At 32.2% G+C, this 17,258-nt stretch carries 17 protein-coding genes; 9 read left to right on the forward strand and 8 right to left on the reverse strand.

Going from position 1 to position 17,258, the window contains the following annotated elements; genetic code table 11:
- Positions 1–1,700, reverse strand: a 1,700-nt coding sequence (locus AA81_RS02855; protein WP_146050330.1) for an LVIVD repeat-containing protein, incomplete at its 3' end; no start/stop codon positions are given.
- Positions 1,701–1,881: 181 nt separating this feature from the next.
- Between AA81_RS02855 and AA81_RS02860 the strand changes: the two genes are divergently transcribed.
- On the forward strand, positions 1,882–2,346 hold the full coding sequence (locus tag AA81_RS02860; RefSeq protein ID WP_103898136.1) for a chemotaxis protein CheW: 465 nt from the start codon (positions 1,882–1,884) through the stop codon (positions 2,344–2,346).
- A 61-nt stretch (positions 2,347–2,407) separates the two neighbouring features.
- On the opposite strand, the gene AA81_RS02865 is transcribed toward AA81_RS02860, so the two are convergent.
- From AA81_RS02865 to AA81_RS02895, 7 genes are read right to left on the reverse strand one after another with little or no spacing between them, the layout of a single operon-like run.
- Positions 2,408–2,776: a cupin domain-containing protein gene (locus AA81_RS02865; protein ID WP_103898137.1), complete on the reverse strand. Its 369-nt coding sequence runs from the start codon at positions 2,774–2,776 to the stop codon at positions 2,408–2,410.
- A gap of 24 nt (positions 2,777–2,800) precedes the next feature.
- Positions 2,801–3,067 carry a carbon storage regulator gene (locus AA81_RS02870; RefSeq protein ID WP_103898138.1) on the reverse strand — a complete coding sequence of 89 codons (267 nt, stop codon included), beginning with the start codon at positions 3,065–3,067 and terminating at the stop codon, positions 2,801–2,803.
- A gap of 2 nt (positions 3,068–3,069) precedes the next feature.
- Positions 3,070–3,543, reverse strand: a complete 474-nt coding sequence (gene fliW / locus AA81_RS02875; RefSeq protein WP_103898139.1) for a flagellar assembly protein FliW — start codon at positions 3,541–3,543, stop codon at positions 3,070–3,072.
- A gap of 17 nt (positions 3,544–3,560) precedes the next feature.
- Positions 3,561–4,457, reverse strand: a complete 897-nt coding sequence (gene flgL / locus AA81_RS02880) for a flagellar hook-associated protein FlgL (protein WP_103898140.1) — start codon at positions 4,455–4,457, stop codon at positions 3,561–3,563.
- A gap of 42 nt (positions 4,458–4,499) precedes the next feature.
- Positions 4,500–6,893 carry a flagellar hook-associated protein FlgK gene (flgK, locus tag AA81_RS02885; protein ID WP_245863398.1) on the reverse strand — a complete coding sequence of 798 codons (2,394 nt, stop codon included), beginning with the start codon at positions 6,891–6,893 and terminating at the stop codon, positions 4,500–4,502.
- A gap of 10 nt (positions 6,894–6,903) precedes the next feature.
- Positions 6,904–7,401, reverse strand: a complete 498-nt coding sequence (flgN, locus tag AA81_RS02890) for a flagellar export chaperone FlgN (protein WP_103064564.1) — start codon at positions 7,399–7,401, stop codon at positions 6,904–6,906.
- 5 nt (positions 7,402–7,406) lie between these two features.
- Complete coding sequence (locus AA81_RS02895) at positions 7,407–7,676, reverse strand: flagellar biosynthesis anti-sigma factor FlgM (RefSeq protein WP_012208244.1); 270 nt, start codon at positions 7,674–7,676, stop codon at positions 7,407–7,409.
- Positions 7,677–7,936: 260 nt separating this feature from the next.
- On the opposite strand from AA81_RS02895, the gene AA81_RS02900 reads away from it, so the two are divergent.
- The 8 genes from AA81_RS02900 (at position 7,937) to AA81_RS02935 (ending at position 17,221) form a co-directional block, all read left to right on the forward strand.
- Entirely contained in the window at positions 7,937–8,587 is a 651-nt protein-coding gene (locus tag AA81_RS02900) for a peroxiredoxin (protein ID WP_012208245.1), read from the forward strand.
- A gap of 120 nt (positions 8,588–8,707) precedes the next feature.
- Positions 8,708–9,781 (forward strand): M24 family metallopeptidase, encoded by a 1,074-nt coding sequence (locus AA81_RS02905; protein WP_103898142.1) that lies wholly within the window; start codon positions 8,708–8,710, stop codon positions 9,779–9,781.
- Positions 9,782–9,966: 185 nt separating this feature from the next.
- Positions 9,967–10,548 carry a cyclodeaminase/cyclohydrolase family protein gene (locus AA81_RS02910; RefSeq protein WP_012208247.1) on the forward strand — a complete coding sequence of 194 codons (582 nt, stop codon included), beginning with the start codon at positions 9,967–9,969 and terminating at the stop codon, positions 10,546–10,548.
- Positions 10,548–11,675, forward strand: a complete 1,128-nt coding sequence (tgt, locus tag AA81_RS02915) for a tRNA guanosine(34) transglycosylase Tgt (RefSeq protein ID WP_012208248.1) — start codon at positions 10,548–10,550, stop codon at positions 11,673–11,675. Before AA81_RS02910 ends, tgt begins: the two co-directional genes overlap by 1 nt.
- A 24-nt stretch (positions 11,676–11,699) precedes the next feature.
- On the forward strand, positions 11,700–12,056 hold the full coding sequence (locus AA81_RS02920) for a hypothetical protein (RefSeq protein WP_103898143.1): 357 nt from the start codon (positions 11,700–11,702) through the stop codon (positions 12,054–12,056).
- Between the two features lie 86 nt (positions 12,057–12,142).
- Positions 12,143–12,526, forward strand: a complete 384-nt coding sequence (locus AA81_RS02925; protein ID WP_012208250.1) for a VanZ family protein — start codon at positions 12,143–12,145, stop codon at positions 12,524–12,526.
- A gap of 30 nt (positions 12,527–12,556) precedes the next feature.
- Positions 12,557–14,347: a tetratricopeptide repeat protein gene (locus AA81_RS02930; RefSeq protein ID WP_103898144.1), complete on the forward strand. Its 1,791-nt coding sequence runs from the start codon at positions 12,557–12,559 to the stop codon at positions 14,345–14,347.
- A gap of 36 nt (positions 14,348–14,383) precedes the next feature.
- Positions 14,384–17,221, forward strand: coding sequence for a glycoside hydrolase family 78 protein (locus tag AA81_RS02935; protein WP_103898145.1), 2,838 nt, complete (start codon positions 14,384–14,386; stop codon positions 17,219–17,221).
- The last annotated feature ends 37 nt before the right edge of the window (positions 17,222–17,258 follow it).

Consider the following 17,258-nt stretch of genomic DNA (forward strand, 5'->3'; position numbering starts at 1 on the left):
TAGAGATATCCATCCTTACAATCGATACTTAAAATCGGAAGATCCAAATTAATAATTCTGTTTAAATCGAAATTTGACAGATCAACAATAGTCAGTTGAGAGCCTATAGAGTAAAATATATATTTATCATTCAGAGTAATTATATCAGGTGAATAATCAAAACTGAAATACTCGATAATGTTAAAATTTAAGTCTGTCCGAAAGACTCCTTTTTCGGTTAAAAGGATAAATCCATCAGAAGTGGAATGAATCTGGTCAATATAATCCTTGGAATAAAATTTAAAACTACTCTTTCCAGTCAAAAAGTTAAACTCTATTATCTTATCTTCCTCAGCTATATACGCAAAGTTATCAATAACTTCTATATCTTGAGCCATTCCTATAAACACCTTTGTTCCATCAAAGAAAGAATATATATTCTCTTGGGCAATAGCAAATACACTTTCTTGTGTTTCTTTTATACCTTCGATGTTTTCTGGAAAACTTTTGGTAATTGTATTCGTAGCATCATAGAAATTAACTAATTTTCCATTGAGTTCGTAAAATCCCTTTTCCCCTTTTATCAAACTCCCATTATATCTTTTCTCCCATAACTTTTCTTTTTGTTTATCTATATAAACTATCTTTTCACCCTCATCAATTAATACCCCTGATTCTAAAACAACAAAATCATCAATTGAGTCAACTGTATTAATATACTTAAGTAATTTTTTAGTATTTAGGTCATAAATATACAGCCCATCCTCGTTATTCGTTAAATATATGTACCTGTCATTTATCAAAATATTTGGTCTAGAAAATTGTCCGGTAATAATTTCTTGAGTTTCTAAAGATTCCAAACTTCTTTTATATACACCGTTATTCGTAGAAAAGTAAATCGAATCATATGATAACTGTATAGAAAAAGCATCTTCATCCCATATATACAATGGTTTCACATCATGTTTTTTTGTCGTGATCAAATCTTTTGTTTCAAATATCTGTATGCCCAATAAATCATCGTTCACCACAAAAAAATCTTTACTCAAACTAATCATTCTAGGTGATACCAACTGATCATAATAATTAATTTCTTCAATGGTTCTATCTTCTTTGACTTCATAAATCTTCATCCCTAAACCTGGACCAATCACAAATAAATACTTTTCAAACATTTCAACTTGGGTTACCATACCCTGTAAACGAATATGTTCTTTCAATCTTATATACACCTTATCTTTCAAATCGAAGCTTATCAAGCCATTTTCACCATCCGCAACAAATAATAATTCTCCATTCGTTGCAACGGATAGAGAATCACCAAATGTGGAGTAAGAGTTTAATAAAGCTACTTTTCGAGGATCTGAAAAATCATAGATTTTCAATCCCTCTCTGTCAACAAGATAAAGATAATCTTCATAAATTTGAGCATCGTTAACATAACTACCGGTTGTTACTGAAGCAATTATTTCTTTCTTTTCAACATCGAAAACATAAAATCCTTCGTAACCTCCTATTATTGCTCCATATTTGGCATTTACTGTTGAGATAGGAATTTTTTCTTGAACAATCGGATTAGTAACCTCTTCTACTTGAGTACTACTCCCCTGAACAGACCTTTCTTTTGCAATTTGGATGTAAAATATTACAACCGAAGTCATTATCAAAATTAAAACAATTAAAAAGCCTAAAATAGTATAATTCTTACTAATTTTGCGCACAGATTACACCCCAATAAGTTATAATTTTAATATAATTATAACATAATTTTTTTCGTATATTCTTTAGCTTAGAGACAACTTTTTTTCTAAATACTTTTGTGATATAATTTTTTAGAAATTTATTGAATTATAATTAGCCATTTTAAAAACAAAATTTTGATTTTAAAAAGGGGGAGTAAAAATGCCATCTGAGTTGAAAATAGTCACATTCAACATTGGTAGAGAAAAATTTGGCCTCGATATTATGAATGTGGATGCCGTAATTGAGTATGAAGAGACCACTAAATTACCAAATGCCTCTGACTATTTCGAAGGTGTAATAAATTATCGCAATGAAGAAGTTTTACCTATCATCAACCTGAGAAGAAAATTTAAAATGTCCGACTTTGAAGACAGATCTCACGCTAAAGTAATAGTATTAAAAATCGATCAAAGACGTGTGGGAATAATGGTTGACGATGTAAAAAACGTAAGAAGTATCGACCCTAATTTAATAAACGAAAAACCTAATATAGGTGGAATGCGCGGAGCTGACTTTATAAGTGGCATAGCACGTTTAGAAGATGGTATGCTAGTAATATTAGATATAGATAAACTGTTAACTGAAGAAGAAAAGATTGCTATAGAAGAAGTTATCAATAATTGAAGTGCTTTCAAAAAACATAAAAAGTGGCGATATATTTATTGCGCCACTTTCTTATAGAAAATCATTCTTCATCTGCAGAGGTTGGAATGACACAAATAAATTCTAAATCTTCATCTCCTGCGTTCTTCAATTGGTGCTCTATGCCTCCAGGGACGTAAACGAAACTTCCAGCTTCAACTGTATTGTATTTTTCTCCATCATAAACTTCTGCCTTACCTTTAACTATAAATATTTCATGTTCCCATCTATGAGAATGCCTCGGAGAATACCCACCTGGTTTAACGGTGAACAACCTCATAACAAAATTAGGTGCTCCATAATTACTCTTCCCTATTAGTATTCTTTTTTCAACATCTTTAGTCATTTCATTATTTATTATTAGAGGTTTAACTTCCTTTGCTTTACCTATTATTGCTTTTTCTTGGGACATATTCAATTTTCTCCTCCCTTGTGCCTAAGTATTTTGTTTTTTATCTTTTTTTACTAGTTTTGGGATGCTGGTCTTTATTTTCCCCAATCTATTAACATCACTCTCCAATGCGGCTTTATTTTGTTTTACGATTTCTTCATACACTTCTTCACGATAAATTTTTATGTCTTGAGGTGCCTCAAAACCGATTTTTATACTTCCATTATCTTGTTCAACCATAATAAGCTTTATTATTCTATTTCCTACCTGTATTACGATGGATTCTCCTATTTTTCTAGTTAATATCAACAAATCTATTCACCATCTTTTTGAACAGAGAGTATAGCCTTACTTCTTTCCAATTCTTCTTTCAAAAAGTGTCTAATTTTGTATTCTTCATTTTCAATCAAATATTGTACACCTTTATGATTTTTTTGCGAAATGATAATAGGAGCAGCTAAATTAATAGTTATTTCATCTTCTTTTTCAGGTATAGTTAGTATGCTTAATATTATAGCATCTTCTGGTTTCTCTAATTCCAAGTATTCTGTTAAATCTTCTGGCAGAGTAAACAGATAATCGCTTCTTATAAGTTGAGGAAAAGTAACAGGAAAAGCCACTTTTTTATCTTCTAACGAAGCTAACCACATGATGGGATACGTATCTTCAGGTTCCAGTAATACAAACTGTTTAAGACCTTCGAAACCTGGAATACCATACTCGAAAATTATCGTTCGCTCAGTATCTATCTTCACACTTCCCAACTTCGTTTCATACTCTTTTATCATGACTTTGAAAAACCTCCTTATAGAAAATCTGCCAAAGTTGGAGGAATAATATTACCAGCTGCCTTTAAAGCAGCTTGTAAGACATTTTGTTGCATTGCTAATTCCATTACTACTTGAGCTATATCTGCATCAGCTTCTTTGGATAAAAATTCTGTCGAAAAAGTATTAAAATCCTCCATTCTATTTGAAGTCATTTCTAAAACTCGTTGAGTAGCGCCAACTTCAGCTAGATTATTTAACGATTTGCCTTGTATTTCTTCAATATTTCCCAATTCACTTTGAATTGAAGTATTATCCCCTGATTCTATAGCTTGAGATAATCTTTTGACTATACCAAAAACAGATGCACCACTATCAGTTACAAAAACATCATAAACTGTTTTACCATATTCTATATCTTGGCCTCCAATGGATATCTTTTGCCTAATATTTGCCTGTGGGGGTACTGTTATTTTAAAATCCCCACTACTATCTATTTCCAAAACTTTTTGATTATTTTTGGCTCCTCCAAACACATAGTTTCCAGAAATTTCTGTATTTGCTATAGAAACTAGTTGTGTATTTATCTTGTTGAGTTCTTCTGTTATAGCGACCCTATCATCATCACTTAATGTATCGTTTGCCCCTCTAACAGCAAGCTCTTTTATTCTAAGGTATATTGAGCTCACTTCCTGTAATGCTGTATCATACATATTCACATAATTTTGGGCTGTTTCCACATTAGTTTTATAACGTTCAATTTCCCTCAATCTACTATCTAAATTAGAAATTCTTGTCGCAACAGCTGCGTTATCTGATGGGTAACGAACTTTCTTTCCGGAAGTTAATTGAGAATTTAAATCACTATATTTCCTTAAAACATCTTGAATATCGTTAAGCGTCCTACTACTTAGAAGATTCTCTGTGATTCTCATGTTTTTACCTCCTCACCAACCAAACAAGCACTGTTCACTCTATTATACAACACCCAAGTTGTTAATAACTGTCTCCATCATTTGATTTACCGCTGTGATAACCCTTGCAGAAGCATTAAAAGCTTGCTGATATTTCACAAGGTTAGTCATCTCCTCATCGATAGAAACACCCATCACTCTTTCTTTTTCAAGACTTATCTCACTATTCAGCATCTCACTGTTTAACCTCATTTTATCAGCCGTTTCACCCTTAACTCCTATATCTGTAACAATATTTCCCAAAAAGCTCGAAAAACCAATCCTCCCATTATCTAATACTGAATTATCATACAGCTTAGATATTTCATCCCATACTTCGACGTTTCCTGCACCGGTTGGAGAATAATTAGTATCATAATAACCCAAGTCGGTTGCAAGTAAAGAAGGATTCTTTTTTAAATTAGATGATACAGAAATTTGATTGACTATTCCTAACTCTTTATCAATTCTCAAAAGATCAGCTTCAGAAAACTTTTCATCAATTTGTTCAGGACTTATATCTGGAGAAATCAGTGTAACGATATTGTTAGAATCATCTTCGATAAATCCTAAAGCATTGAATAATTTTTCAGGACCTTTAATAGTAACGTTCTTTAAGTCAAAATTAATTAGATTTCCAGCACTCAACACAAATGAACCATGTGGAGTAACAGAAGCGGTAACCCCAGTGCTTGTGGCGTTGATTTTGTCAGCTAATTCATAAACAGTGTCCTTTAAAGGATTAACTTCGATTTTTATTCCATTTATGCTCATTTCTATTATTTCATTTGAACCTAATAAATTATTCAAAGTAGGTTTTGAGGTATCTAAGGCATCCAATGTAACTTTTTGTGCTTCCATTTGTGAAAGAGAACCGTCCACGTCATTCAACACAATGGTATCTAAGTCTGCATTTGGAATTCTCGTTGTGGGAAGGATGTATATAAATCCATCAATTTCTACTGCTTTCAAGTAACCTCCAGAACCGCTGTTTATATTTGATACTAAATCTACAGCATTAGAAAAATTTATATTATAATTAGCACCGGACATTTCAAATTCAAGGTTACCAGGTATAACTTTTGCAGAATCTATTTTGTATGCCTTAATTTCTTTAGTAGGAAAACCGTATTCCCTGAGAAAATCTCCTTCTATATCAACTAGTAATTTGTCTTGAAAACCAGAAGTATCATCAAAATAAATAGCATTATTTGTTGAATCATATTTTATTGAATTGTTATCGTTATAATGAAAAGGCAAAGCTGCAGCATCTACAGTGTAAAGATCGAAATTATTTAAATCAATTGAAGGATCACTATAAAAACTGCTTAAACTCGTGACGTGCTTAATTTCGTCTGGATGAAATACATCTGTATTTCCTGCTATCCTGAAAAATCTTGAATTTTCAAAACCTCTTTTGGTACTTATATCAGCAAAAAAGTTGGCCCCTGTTATAGTTCCTGTTGAATCCCACCCTTCTTTATAAATAAGATTAGTTGTATCTACTAAATACAAACCAAACTCATCGAGTTGTTGTTGATAAGAAGGGATGATTTCATCTCTCAATTCAAAAAGTGCAGACATTTTTCCATCGTTAAAAGTCAACAAATTACTGCCTACATAGGCATAATAGGCATCGTTTGTTTCTGCAATGGTTAAGGATCTTATCTCTTGATAACTACTTCCATTTAAAACTACTTTATCCCCCATACTCAAAGAAATTTGACCATTTGAATGACTTGTTATTCTTATATTGGAAAGTTCTGAAAGTTTATCCAACAATCTATCCCTCTCATCAAGCAAATCATTAGGGGAACCACTCATTGAGCTCGATGTTAATATCTTTTGATTTAAATCGGCAATCCTTTTCAAATAACCGTTTATTTCGTCTATTCTGAGCTTTATTTCATTGTTTATATCATTTTTTAATTCTTCTAACCTATAGTTAAGATCTTTCATGGTGTTAACTAATTCTTCCGCTCGAGATACAACCTGAGTTTTAGCGGCTTCATTTGATGGATCAGTTTTCAACTCCTCGATTGATGCCCAGTAAGAATCATACATATTTCTCAAACCCGTTTCTCCAGGTTCACCAAACAATTGTTCAATATAATGCACATTAGAATATATATTTTCCCAATAATTCAAACGAGAAGAAGTTTCTCGAAATTGCAAATCTAAAAATTCGTCTCTCACTCGTTGAATATCGCTTACCGTAGAACCAGTTCCAAAAGATAAAGCTGCTCCCCCACTCCCTATCGTTGTTAAATTAATAGGGTTGGTAGTCACAATAACAGGACTTTGCCTAGAAAAGCCCTGGGTATTAGAATTAGAAATATTATGGGCGACAACGCTCATAGCGATTTTATTGGTATAAACTCCTAGTAAACCCGTGTTCAATAGGCCGTTCAAAGTCATTGCACACACGCTAACCCCTCCAACTTCTTGAAGTTAAATCTTTGTTCAATCTACTACCCTTTTGAGAGTAAGTTTTGCTGTTCGTAATCGATTCAGGATTCAAAATTTGATATATAAAATTGTTCAAGTTAGATTGAAATGAAATGATGTTACTTAAAAGATCGATTTCACTCACTAACTCCTTTAAATTTTTAACTAGTTCTGAAAAGAGAAGTGCAATTTCATAATCATTCTTTGAAAAATAATCAATAATCGATTCTAATTTGTTCTGTATTCTTTCTTCCAAACATATTTTCGATATTAACTGTGCTCTTAAACCTTCTATTTTTTTAAAGTTACTTGCTAATTTTTCAATCGTCAAAAGGGTTGAATTAATCTCTTCGATAGATGCTTTTTTTACTAAGCTTTCCCTAAGGTTATAAAAAGATTTTTTTAACTCTATTAAACTAACGTTCTCTTCCTTTAATACTTTTTTTATCGCTTCTAAATCATTACTAATGTTGGTCACCTACTTCACTCAAACATTTTGTTTACAATTTGGTCTACATTGATATTATACGAGCCATTTTCAATAGATTCCTTCAATTTCGATACCAGTTCTTGTCGAATTTCTGGTATCTTACTTGATAGTTCTATATACTTCTTTGATTCTCCTGTAATCCTATTTGCACTTTCTAGGTTTTCAGATTTTACCTGCCTCTTAATAAAATCCTTATCAAGCCTTTTTCGATTTATTTTATCTAAATTATTACCATCAGCAGGATTGATATTGTTGATATCCATAATTTAGTCCCTCCTTTCAACAATTTGAATTTCATATGTATTATCGTCCACAATTATTATAACATTAGAAGTTTGTAGCAAAATTATTTTTTTCCAAAGACTTTTATACCTTTGTAGCAATAATAAAGAAATATAAATTTAAAAATTTTATTTATTTTTTTACTTGACTTTTCTATTTTTTAGGTATATAATTTTTTTAGACAGACCTAAAAAATAGATATTTCATAAATAAAAAATCATCAAATAGGAGGTAGGTAAATATGGAAGGAAGGATTCCTTTAATTGGAGAAAAGTTTCCTGAAATGAAAGTATTAACAACGGACGGTGCAAAAGAACTACCAAAAGACTACAAAGGAAAATGGTTGGTGCTCTTCAGCCATCCAGGAGATTTTACACCTGTTTGTACAACAGAATTTGTTGAATTTGCAAAAAAGCATGAAGATTTCAAAAAGATCAACACGGAACTTTTAGGACTTTCTGTTGATGCCGTTCATTCACATATCAAATGGATGGAATGGATCAAAGATAACCTTGGAGTAGAAATTACTTTCCCTATAATAGCTGATACAATGGGAAGAGTAGCCTCAAGATTGGGAATGGTAGACCCCGAAAAAGGTTCCGCAACTGTTAGAGCAGTTTTCATCTTAGATCCTGAAGGAACCATTAGATTGATCATGTACTATCCTTCTGAGGTTGGAAGATACATCGAGGAAATATACCGAGCTGTAAGAGCTTTACAATTGGCAGACAAAAACAAGGTAGTAACCCCAGCCAATTGGCCCGAAAACTCGATATTTGGAAGTAAAGTAATAATTCCACCAGCATCAACTTATGCTGAAGCAATGAAGAGAAAAACGTCAGCCGAAGAAGGATACGATTGGTGGCTAAAGGTTAAAGAAGTTAAAGAATAATACTAAACCCCAGCTAGTAGGAAGTAGATAAGATATTATCTACTTCCTACTTTTTTATGATACAATTATGAATATAAATCGAATGAAATTAGACACTATTCATGGGAGGCGCTTTGAAGGTTGCGTAAAGATAGAATAGAAAAACTTCTCAATAAGATGGCAAAAAATAATATTTATCAGGCAATAATATCCTCACCACCTTCTCTTTACTATTTTCTGAATGAGTGGTTTGAACCTGGAGAAAGGTTATTGGTATTATTCGTAAATACTTCTGGCGAAGTTAAATTGCTAGTCAACGAATTGTTCCCGGTAAATACTGTTGAAGAAGAAAATTTAATCAAATATTCTGATTCAGAAGATCCCCTTAAAATTTTATCTTCTCTTATTGAAAAAGATAAACCTATAGGCATAGATGGAAGTTGGGAAACCCGTTTTCTTTTAGGTTTAATGGATATTATTAAAGATTTATCTTTAAAACAGCTTTCTCCAATAATTAGTGAATTAAGGATGGTAAAAGATGTTGATGAAATAGCGTTAATGAGGTCTTCTTCTTTATTAAATGACTCAGCTATGGAAAAGGTTATAGATTTAGTATCAGAGATGCTTCCAGAAAAATACTTAGCCAAAGCCATCAAAAATATCTTCGAAAGAGAAGGAGCCGATGGTGTTTCTTTTGAACCTATAGTAGGATACGGTCAGAATACTGCTAATCCTCATCATATGCCTACTAATGCAAAGTTAAAAGATGGAGATGTCGTATTACTAGACATGGGTTGCATAAAAAATTATTATTGTTCAGATATGACAAGAACAGTCTTTTTTGGCAAACCTATTGAAACCTTGAAAAATATTTATCATATAGTTTTAGAAGCCAATTTAAAAGCTATTGAAAAAATAAAACCTGGCCCTAAGGCGTCTGAAATTGATGCTACCGCGCGTAATTATATAGAAAGCAAAGGATATGGAAAGTACTTTACTCATCGAACAGGGCATGGGGTAGGAATAGAGATTCATGAAAAACCTTACATATCTTCAAATAGCGAAGAAATTCTAACACCTGGCATGATCTTTTCAATAGAACCGGGAATCTATTTACCTGGTGTCGGCGGAGTAAGAATAGAAGATCTGGTTTTGGTGACTGATAATGGTTGTGAAGTATTAAATAGGTATCCAAAAGATTTCTTGGTAATTTAATCACTTCTTATGCTTTCGATCAATTCTTTGCTACTAATTGAAACTAGAGTCTTTTTTCACTAATTTAGTTAGTACCCTCCGCTTCGCTGAACTCATTTTGATTTTCTTTCACACTTAACAATCCTAAAAGTATGGTATAATAAAAGTACAGATACTTCAATTTTTTTGAGATAGGAGGTGGATGAATGTATAAAAATATGACTTTTGAGGAAATTTTAAATAAAATTTCATCCACAGATCCAGCTTCGGCTGGAGAAACTGTCACAGCTTTAGTAGGGGCTTTAGCGTCTGCACTGGGTTACATGGTTGCAAATTACACTATCTCCAATGAAAATGACAAGGATTATGAAAATACGCTAGAAGTAGCTTTAGAAAATCTTATAGACATCAAAGAAAAACTTATGGAATACGCTGAAGAGTCTTCTAAATATTCAGAAAGGATCCAGAATGTCATGGAAGGAAAAGATAAGGACAAATCTTTAACAGGTGCCGCCATATTTTCTTTCAACATGGCAAAATCATCTTATAACATTCTAAAAAATTGCTTTACCTTGTACAAATATGGCAACCCCGTACTAAAACCAGAAGCAAAAATCACTTGTTATTTAGCATGGGCAACGTTGAATTCCGCCATTATTTCTGTTGAAGCAAATTTAGAAAAAATAAAAGAGGAAAAAGTAAGACAAAACCTTTTAAATGATACAATAGAGTTCAAGAATGAAGCGGATTCCTTGTTAAAGGATTTGAAGGAGGAAATAAAAAATTAATGGATGATTCACCTATAAAATTTGAATTAATTCATATTGATAGATACACTGGGGCTAGGCGTGGGCGAATCGTCACAAAACATGGCACTATTGAAACACCAGTTTTTATGCCTGTAGGTACGAATGCAACCGTAAAAACTTTAACTAACTCGTTATTAAACGATATCAATACTGAGATAATATTAGCTAATGCTTTTCATCTTTACTTAAGACCAGGCTTAGAGGTTCTTGAGCATTTTCAAGGTCTTCATAACTTCATGAACTGGGAGAAGCCGATTTTGACAGATAGCGGAGGGTTTCAGGTATTTTCCTTACCAAACACTAGATTAACTGATGAAAAAGTAATTTTCAAATCTCCACTGGATGGTTCTCAAATAGAGTTAACTCCCGAGAAATCTTTGGATATACAAAAAGTAATTGGATCAGATATTGCAATGGTTTTAGATGTATGTATAAACTCCTTGTCTGGGTACGATGCTGTAAAAGATAGTGTGCAAAAAACTTTTAATTGGGCTTTAAGATCCAAACGATATCATAATAGCAACGGACAGGCATTATTCGGTATAGTTCAAGGAGGCCTCTTTGAAGATTTAAGAAATCTCAGTTTGTCTCAGATAACCTCTTTAGATTTCGATGGTTATGCCTTAGGAGGATTAGCCGTAGGAGAAAAATACCAAGATTCTGAAAAGATTTTAAAAGCTTTTGGAAATAAATTACCTGAAAACAAACCAAGATACATAATGGGGATAGGTTCTCCCACCATGATGTTTTTATCTGTAGAAAACGGTTTGGATATGTTCGATTGCGTCTTACCAACAAGAATGGGAAGACACGGAACAGCATTAACCTGGAAAGGAAAACTAAACTTAAAATCCTCAGAGGTTAAATTTGATCAAAAACCTATTGATGAAAAATGTGATTGTTATACATGTAAAAATCATTCACGTGGTTACATACACCATCTTTTTAAAAAAGATGAGGTACTCGGGAAAATCCTTTTAAGCATTCACAATCTGCGATTCAACATTTCTCTGGTAGAGAAAATGAGAGAAGCTATAGAAAATGACGAATTTAAATTTTTTAAAGATGAATTTTTTAGCAGTTCAACATATTCTTTAACTAATTAAAGCACTAGAAAGGAGGGATCCCCAGTGAAATCGTTTATAAAGTACTACAATGAAATAAAACCTTTATATCAAAATAAATTAGACCTTACCAAAAAATTCCAAGAGATCCCCAGTCTTTTTTCAGAAAGTGTAAGTAAGCTCCTAGAGAACATTTACGGAGAAGAGGAAGTGGATAGGAAACTTGTGGAAAGTTATGTTGAATTTGATCCTGATAAAGAACCTTATTTCAAATTAAAAAAAGAACTGATGAATTTTTTAGTTGAAGATTGGACTGATAGTGATCTTCCAAGCATTTTAGAAAAAATGGCTAAAGCTGCCTACGCTAGATATAAACATATAATTGAAGATCATGATAGAACCGAAACATTTAGAATGGAATGAAAAATAGAGTTAAAAAAAATTTGTCAAACCTGGGGCAGCATCCCCAGGTTTATAAGTTATAAATTAAATTAGAGAAAGGTAATCAAATGGATGATAAAAATAAAGATATAACTAAAATAAAAGATATGTTTTGGAAAGCTTTATTCCTTTTATACATAGTTTTTATTATATATCTATCGGTTTCCAAACCCATAATTAATTATAGTAGTTTCAAAGGAGAAGACAAAATAGTTCATTTTGTTTCGTATTTTTTGGGTGCCGATTTTTTCTTTATGGCTTTTTTCAAAAAAAGTAAAAGATCTTATTTTATACTTTTTTTGATTTTTTTTCTTTTAGTTCCCTTACTAACAGAATATTTTCAAAAATTCAGTATTTATCATACATATAGCCATTTAGACATGGTTGCAAGTTATTTAGGTGCCGTTTGTGGTTCTCTTTTTTTTGCCTTCAAATATAAGGCTTTCAATTAGTTTAAAAAAGTATGAAGAGGTGCGTTTCTTTTGAAAGAAGTAAAATATGCTATAGTTTACCTGAATATTGATCCCAATTATGCAAAGTTGAATAATCTCCCTGTAAAATTACCTATTTTAGTGGAAGATTTTCAAAAAGCAAGAAAAACCAATAAAATACCTTTGGACATAATTATTAGAGGATTAGAAGCTCAAATTGATATAGATAAAAACAATCGATATTACTTATCTTACTTGGTTTATTATTATTATGAAGCTTTTAAAAAATCCCTCAACGATTCAGATTTTGAAAAGGCTAAGGAATTTTTAGATAAGGCAGGTAAAACTTACCCCGATTATCGATTGCATTTTTATACTGGATTATACTACAAAAAATTAGGAAATCTTGAACTGGCAGAATTACATTTAAAACAATCAATAAAAGAAAAGCCAAATTTTGCATATGGTTATTATGAACTCGGTAATCTTATGTATGAAAGAAATATCTACGACGAGGCGATAGAATACTACTCTAAATCCGTCGAACTTGAAAAGGACTTTACGTTAGGGTTTCTGAAAATGGCAGATGTATACATGGAAAATGGCAGATTTGAAGAAGCTATACCCCTTCTACAAAAATGCATAGAAATTGATGAAAAATTCGTTCCTGCCTATGAAAGATTAGGCGTTGCCTTAAATATGCTTCAGCGCTATAAAGATGCACATAAAGTCCACCAAAAAGCCATAGAAATAGATAGCGATAATTATGAAATTTATTATAACGATGCTCATTCGTTGGCCAGATTAGGAAACCACAACGAGGCAATAAAAACTTTAGAAAAAGCTGTCTCTTTGAATGAAACAGATTATATACTTCACGAATTAGCTTTGGAATATAAAAACATGGGAAGATACTTACAAGCAATTGAAACAGAGGAAAAAGCTTTAAAATCAGCTTCAGAAGAAAATAAAGACCTTATTGTTTTAACTTTATTAAAACTCTATGTAATAATAGAAGATGAAGAACAAGTGGAAAAATATTTTGAAATTTTAAATTTGAATTCTGACTTTCACGAAACCGCTGTTAATTTCAAAGTATTGTTCGAATTATCTCAAGGTAAAGTTGAAAGAGTGAAAGAAATATTGTTAAAAGAACCCATATCAAATTTTTCTCTACTACTAGATAAATTAGACAGGTTAGATCTTTACGTTTCCAAACTGGAAGAATTTGCAGACAAAAATATTTCCGATTCAATATTTGAAAGTATAGACGAATTGGGAAATATCGACCCTTTTTCTTTGTCGGAACGTCTAGCAACCAAAGGAATAAAGCGCCCTTTCGTTAGCTGGTTGAAAGAGAACTCGATGGAACCAAAGTTATATCCAGATGGTGTTGAATTACTCACGAACAGTCTACTTCTTTCTGGCTTTAATTACGGCCTATTGGAAAGAGTAGCAACAGCTATATCACAGTTTCTTTGGAAAGATGGAGATGGGTTAGCTTTCGGTAGATTACTTTTAAGATTCTACCAAGATAGAATCTTAGGAGAATCCTTATCTTTAGAACCTTTTATTCAAGAAAATGTAGAAGAAATCAAAGACATGTCTTTTACTTTTGCTCAAATATTTGCTAATTTCGAAGAACATTTGATGGATTTTGACTCGATAGTAGAGTTTAAAATAAATAATTTTAAAGATGCTTTAAAAGTTTTTTTGTCCATGTTTAGAATACAAAGTACGGCTGAAGAAATAACTTCAGTCAACTTCAAAGATCATAACACAAAAATTTTATCTTTATTCATAAATAATATTAACTCGATTTCTAACTCTTTTTTGCAGTAAATTTCCTACCAAAAATAACTTTTTAGAGGTGCTGCCATGAAAAATTATTCGTTAATATTTGTTGTAATTTTATTTTCCGCTATTTCTTTTGCTTTGAATATAAATATTCTCTCCCCACAAGAGGATGCCCAAAACGTGGACATAAGAACTTCTTTTAGATGGCAATCCATAGATGCGGAAGAAAAAGAGCTCAGATATAGAATATACATATCTGAAGATCCGGATATAGATGAAAAAGATTTGAAATTGGAAAATATTTTTTCAAACTTTTATACGGGAGACGTCTTAAAGCCTGAAACAACTTATTACTGGAAAGTTGAAGGAGTTGATCAGGATGGAAACGTGTACTCCAGCAAAACGGCTAAATTTACCACAAGAAGTTTACGTCCTGGAGATGCATATATTATCATATTTGAAGAATTTGATAAAATTCTTCCTTTAGATGATAACTTTCTTGGCATATCTAAAAACAAGGTTGAATTATTGAATGCCAATAAAGTCGTAGTTAAAACAGTTGATTTTGGACAAAATATTGAAGATGGATTTTTGACAAGTAAAGCTGCCTTTCTTGTTACGCAAAGTGAAACTTATATCTTCGATTATTCTTTAGAAAAAAGGGCACAATTAAACGTTAAGATTAAAGGTTTAGCAGGAGAAAATATCTTTTACAGTGACGATGAAATCTTTTCGATAACCGACGATTTCCAAATACAAAAACAAATCGATTTCAACAACATTCAAAAAGCCTTAGTAAAAGATGGATATATCTATCTTTTAACTGAGGATAAATTTGTTAAAATGAATAGTAATTTTGAGGCCGTTGAAAGTTATGATTTTAACGATAAAACTTTCGATTTCGACTATCTTGAAATTCAAAATATGACTTTATTCCCCATATTGACTAATAATAACATTATACTCTTAGACACCAACCTGCAAAAAATGTCACAACTCGACTTTCAAATTGAAACTCAAAGATATCAAAGAAAGATATACACATATTACGACAAAATAGTTCTATTATCCGGTTCAAAAAATCTTAACTTTTATGATTCTGAATTAAATTTAATCAGAACTTTCACATATGAAGAAAATTTCAATTATTTTGTCCCTGTTAACAAAGATAGATTCATATTAGTAGGAGAAAGTATTAAATCCTTCAATTTGGAAGGGAATTTAGTCTGGAATTATTCAACCATTAATAAATTCCAAATAATCAATGAACCCTTAGTATACGACAAAGGTTTAATGGTAGGGGTAAAAGACTTTTTAACTCGATTTTTAATATTTTATGATGATTTCGATTCTCAATACTATTTTACTCGATACATCAAAGAAAAAATGTCTTTACCTCAACCAATCGAAGAAATAGTGGCACCTCCATCAACAGTAACTGTCCAAGCTACCCCCATTACGCCCCAGGTAACGGAAATAACGCCTGAACCCACACAAATCACGGTACCAGAGCCAGTAGAAGAAACTATTACCGTTCCTTCTACTCCTATTGATGTAACCGTTGAACCTACGCCATCAACGCCCCAGGCTACGGAGATAACAGCCGAACCTACTCAAATCACAGTACCTGAGCCAGTAGAAGAAGTTATTACGACCCCTTCTACTCCTATTGATATAACCGTTGAACCTACTCCATCAACACCTCAGGCAACGGAGACAACGCCCGAACCTACTCAAATCACAATACCAGAACCTACTCAAATCACAATACCAGAGCCAGTAGAAGAAGGTATTACGGCTCCTTCTACTCCTCTAACTATAACCGTTGAACCTACTCCAATAACCGCTGAAGCGACAGAACTAACTAAAATATTCTCTAAAGGTTTCGATGAATACATCTATGGAAGTTTGTACGATGGAGAAAACTTTTATCTATATGGCTATGAAGGCAAAAATGACAATTGGGATGCAAAAACATGGAAAATAGATCCATATGGAAATATTTTAAACGAAAGGTCGTTATATGCACAAAATACAGACTTTTTTAGAGTTGCCATACTCACTAAAGATTCTACCGATAACACTAAGAATATAATCTACGTTGGCGATACCCTTTCTTACGGCTTAAACGGTAATGCTTACATTGTCTCTTTGACTGAAGATGGCAGCGTTAATTACCAAATAGATTACGGGGATATTGGTAGAGATAGCGGTATAAGTATTACGAACATCGACGAAAATAGTTACGCAGTCACAGGAAATTTATTCATCAACAAAAAATTATCAGATATATTCGTTTCAAAGTATTTAAACGACGGAACTAGAATCTGGACTAATAACTTCGGTGGCAACGATGTAGAGATTGCTTTGGATATAAAAAACTCTCAAGATCAAGGTTTTATGGTTTTTGGAGCCTCAAGGTCCTTTGGTGCAGGTGGTTTTGATATATACGTTTTAAAAATTGACTACTATGGAAATATGAAATGGTCTAACGTCTACGGTGATCCTAACGACAATATCCCCGTAGGGGTTATCAAAGACGGTAGAAAATACTACGTATTATTCGAAACTACTTCAACACCTATGAGTTACGGAATTTTAGAAGTAGATGAATTAAATGGATTTGGAGATTCTTTTGAATTTCCATTAGAAGGGTCGAATAAATTTTTAGGCTTTACTACAATAGATGGAAAATATCTAGCATACGGTTATGGTATTGAAAATGGGAAAAAAGTTGGAATCATCTATGAAGTAAATTTCGAAGAAGAAAAATTCGAAAAGTTAAACACTTACACTCTTGATTCTGATTTTGAAATAATCAGTATATCAAAGCCCGAAAATCAAAATCCTATCTATATTTTTGGAAATACTACCATCAATGGGGTAAATAATATTGCCTTAATAATAGATATATTATAATTTTCCCCTTTTTGAATATTCAAAGGTGCTGATTAAT

This window comes from Petrotoga halophila DSM 16923 (assembly GCF_002924615.1).

What these genes read in the sequence shown, in the direction of transcription:
- AA81_RS02860 (WP_103898136.1), top strand. Translation starts at nt 1,882, where the DNA reads ATGCCATCTGAGTTGAAAATAGTCACATTCAACATTGGTAGAGAAAAA.
- AA81_RS02865 (WP_103898137.1), bottom strand. Translation starts at nt 2,776, where the DNA reads ATGTCCCAAGAAAAAGCAATAATAGGTAAAGCAAAGGAAGTTAAACCT.
- fliW (WP_103898139.1), bottom strand. Translation starts at nt 3,543, where the DNA reads ATGATAAAAGAGTATGAAACGAAGTTGGGAAGTGTGAAGATAGATACT.
- flgL (WP_103898140.1), bottom strand. Translation starts at nt 4,457, where the DNA reads ATGAGAATCACAGAGAATCTTCTAAGTAGTAGGACGCTTAACGATATT.
- flgK (WP_245863398.1), bottom strand. Translation starts at nt 6,893, where the DNA reads ATGACTTTGAACGGCCTATTGAACACGGGTTTACTAGGAGTTTATACC.
- AA81_RS02895 (WP_012208244.1), bottom strand. Translation starts at nt 7,676, where the DNA reads ATGGATATCAACAATATCAATCCTGCTGATGGTAATAATTTAGATAAA.
- AA81_RS02900 (WP_012208245.1), top strand. Translation starts at nt 7,937, where the DNA reads ATGGAAGGAAGGATTCCTTTAATTGGAGAAAAGTTTCCTGAAATGAAA.
- AA81_RS02910 (WP_012208247.1), top strand. Translation starts at nt 9,967, where the DNA reads ATGTATAAAAATATGACTTTTGAGGAAATTTTAAATAAAATTTCATCC.
- tgt (WP_012208248.1), top strand. Translation starts at nt 10,548, where the DNA reads ATGGATGATTCACCTATAAAATTTGAATTAATTCATATTGATAGATAC.
- AA81_RS02925 (WP_012208250.1), top strand. Translation starts at nt 12,143, where the DNA reads ATGGATGATAAAAATAAAGATATAACTAAAATAAAAGATATGTTTTGG.
- AA81_RS02935 (WP_103898145.1), top strand. Translation starts at nt 14,384, where the DNA reads ATGAAAAATTATTCGTTAATATTTGTTGTAATTTTATTTTCCGCTATT.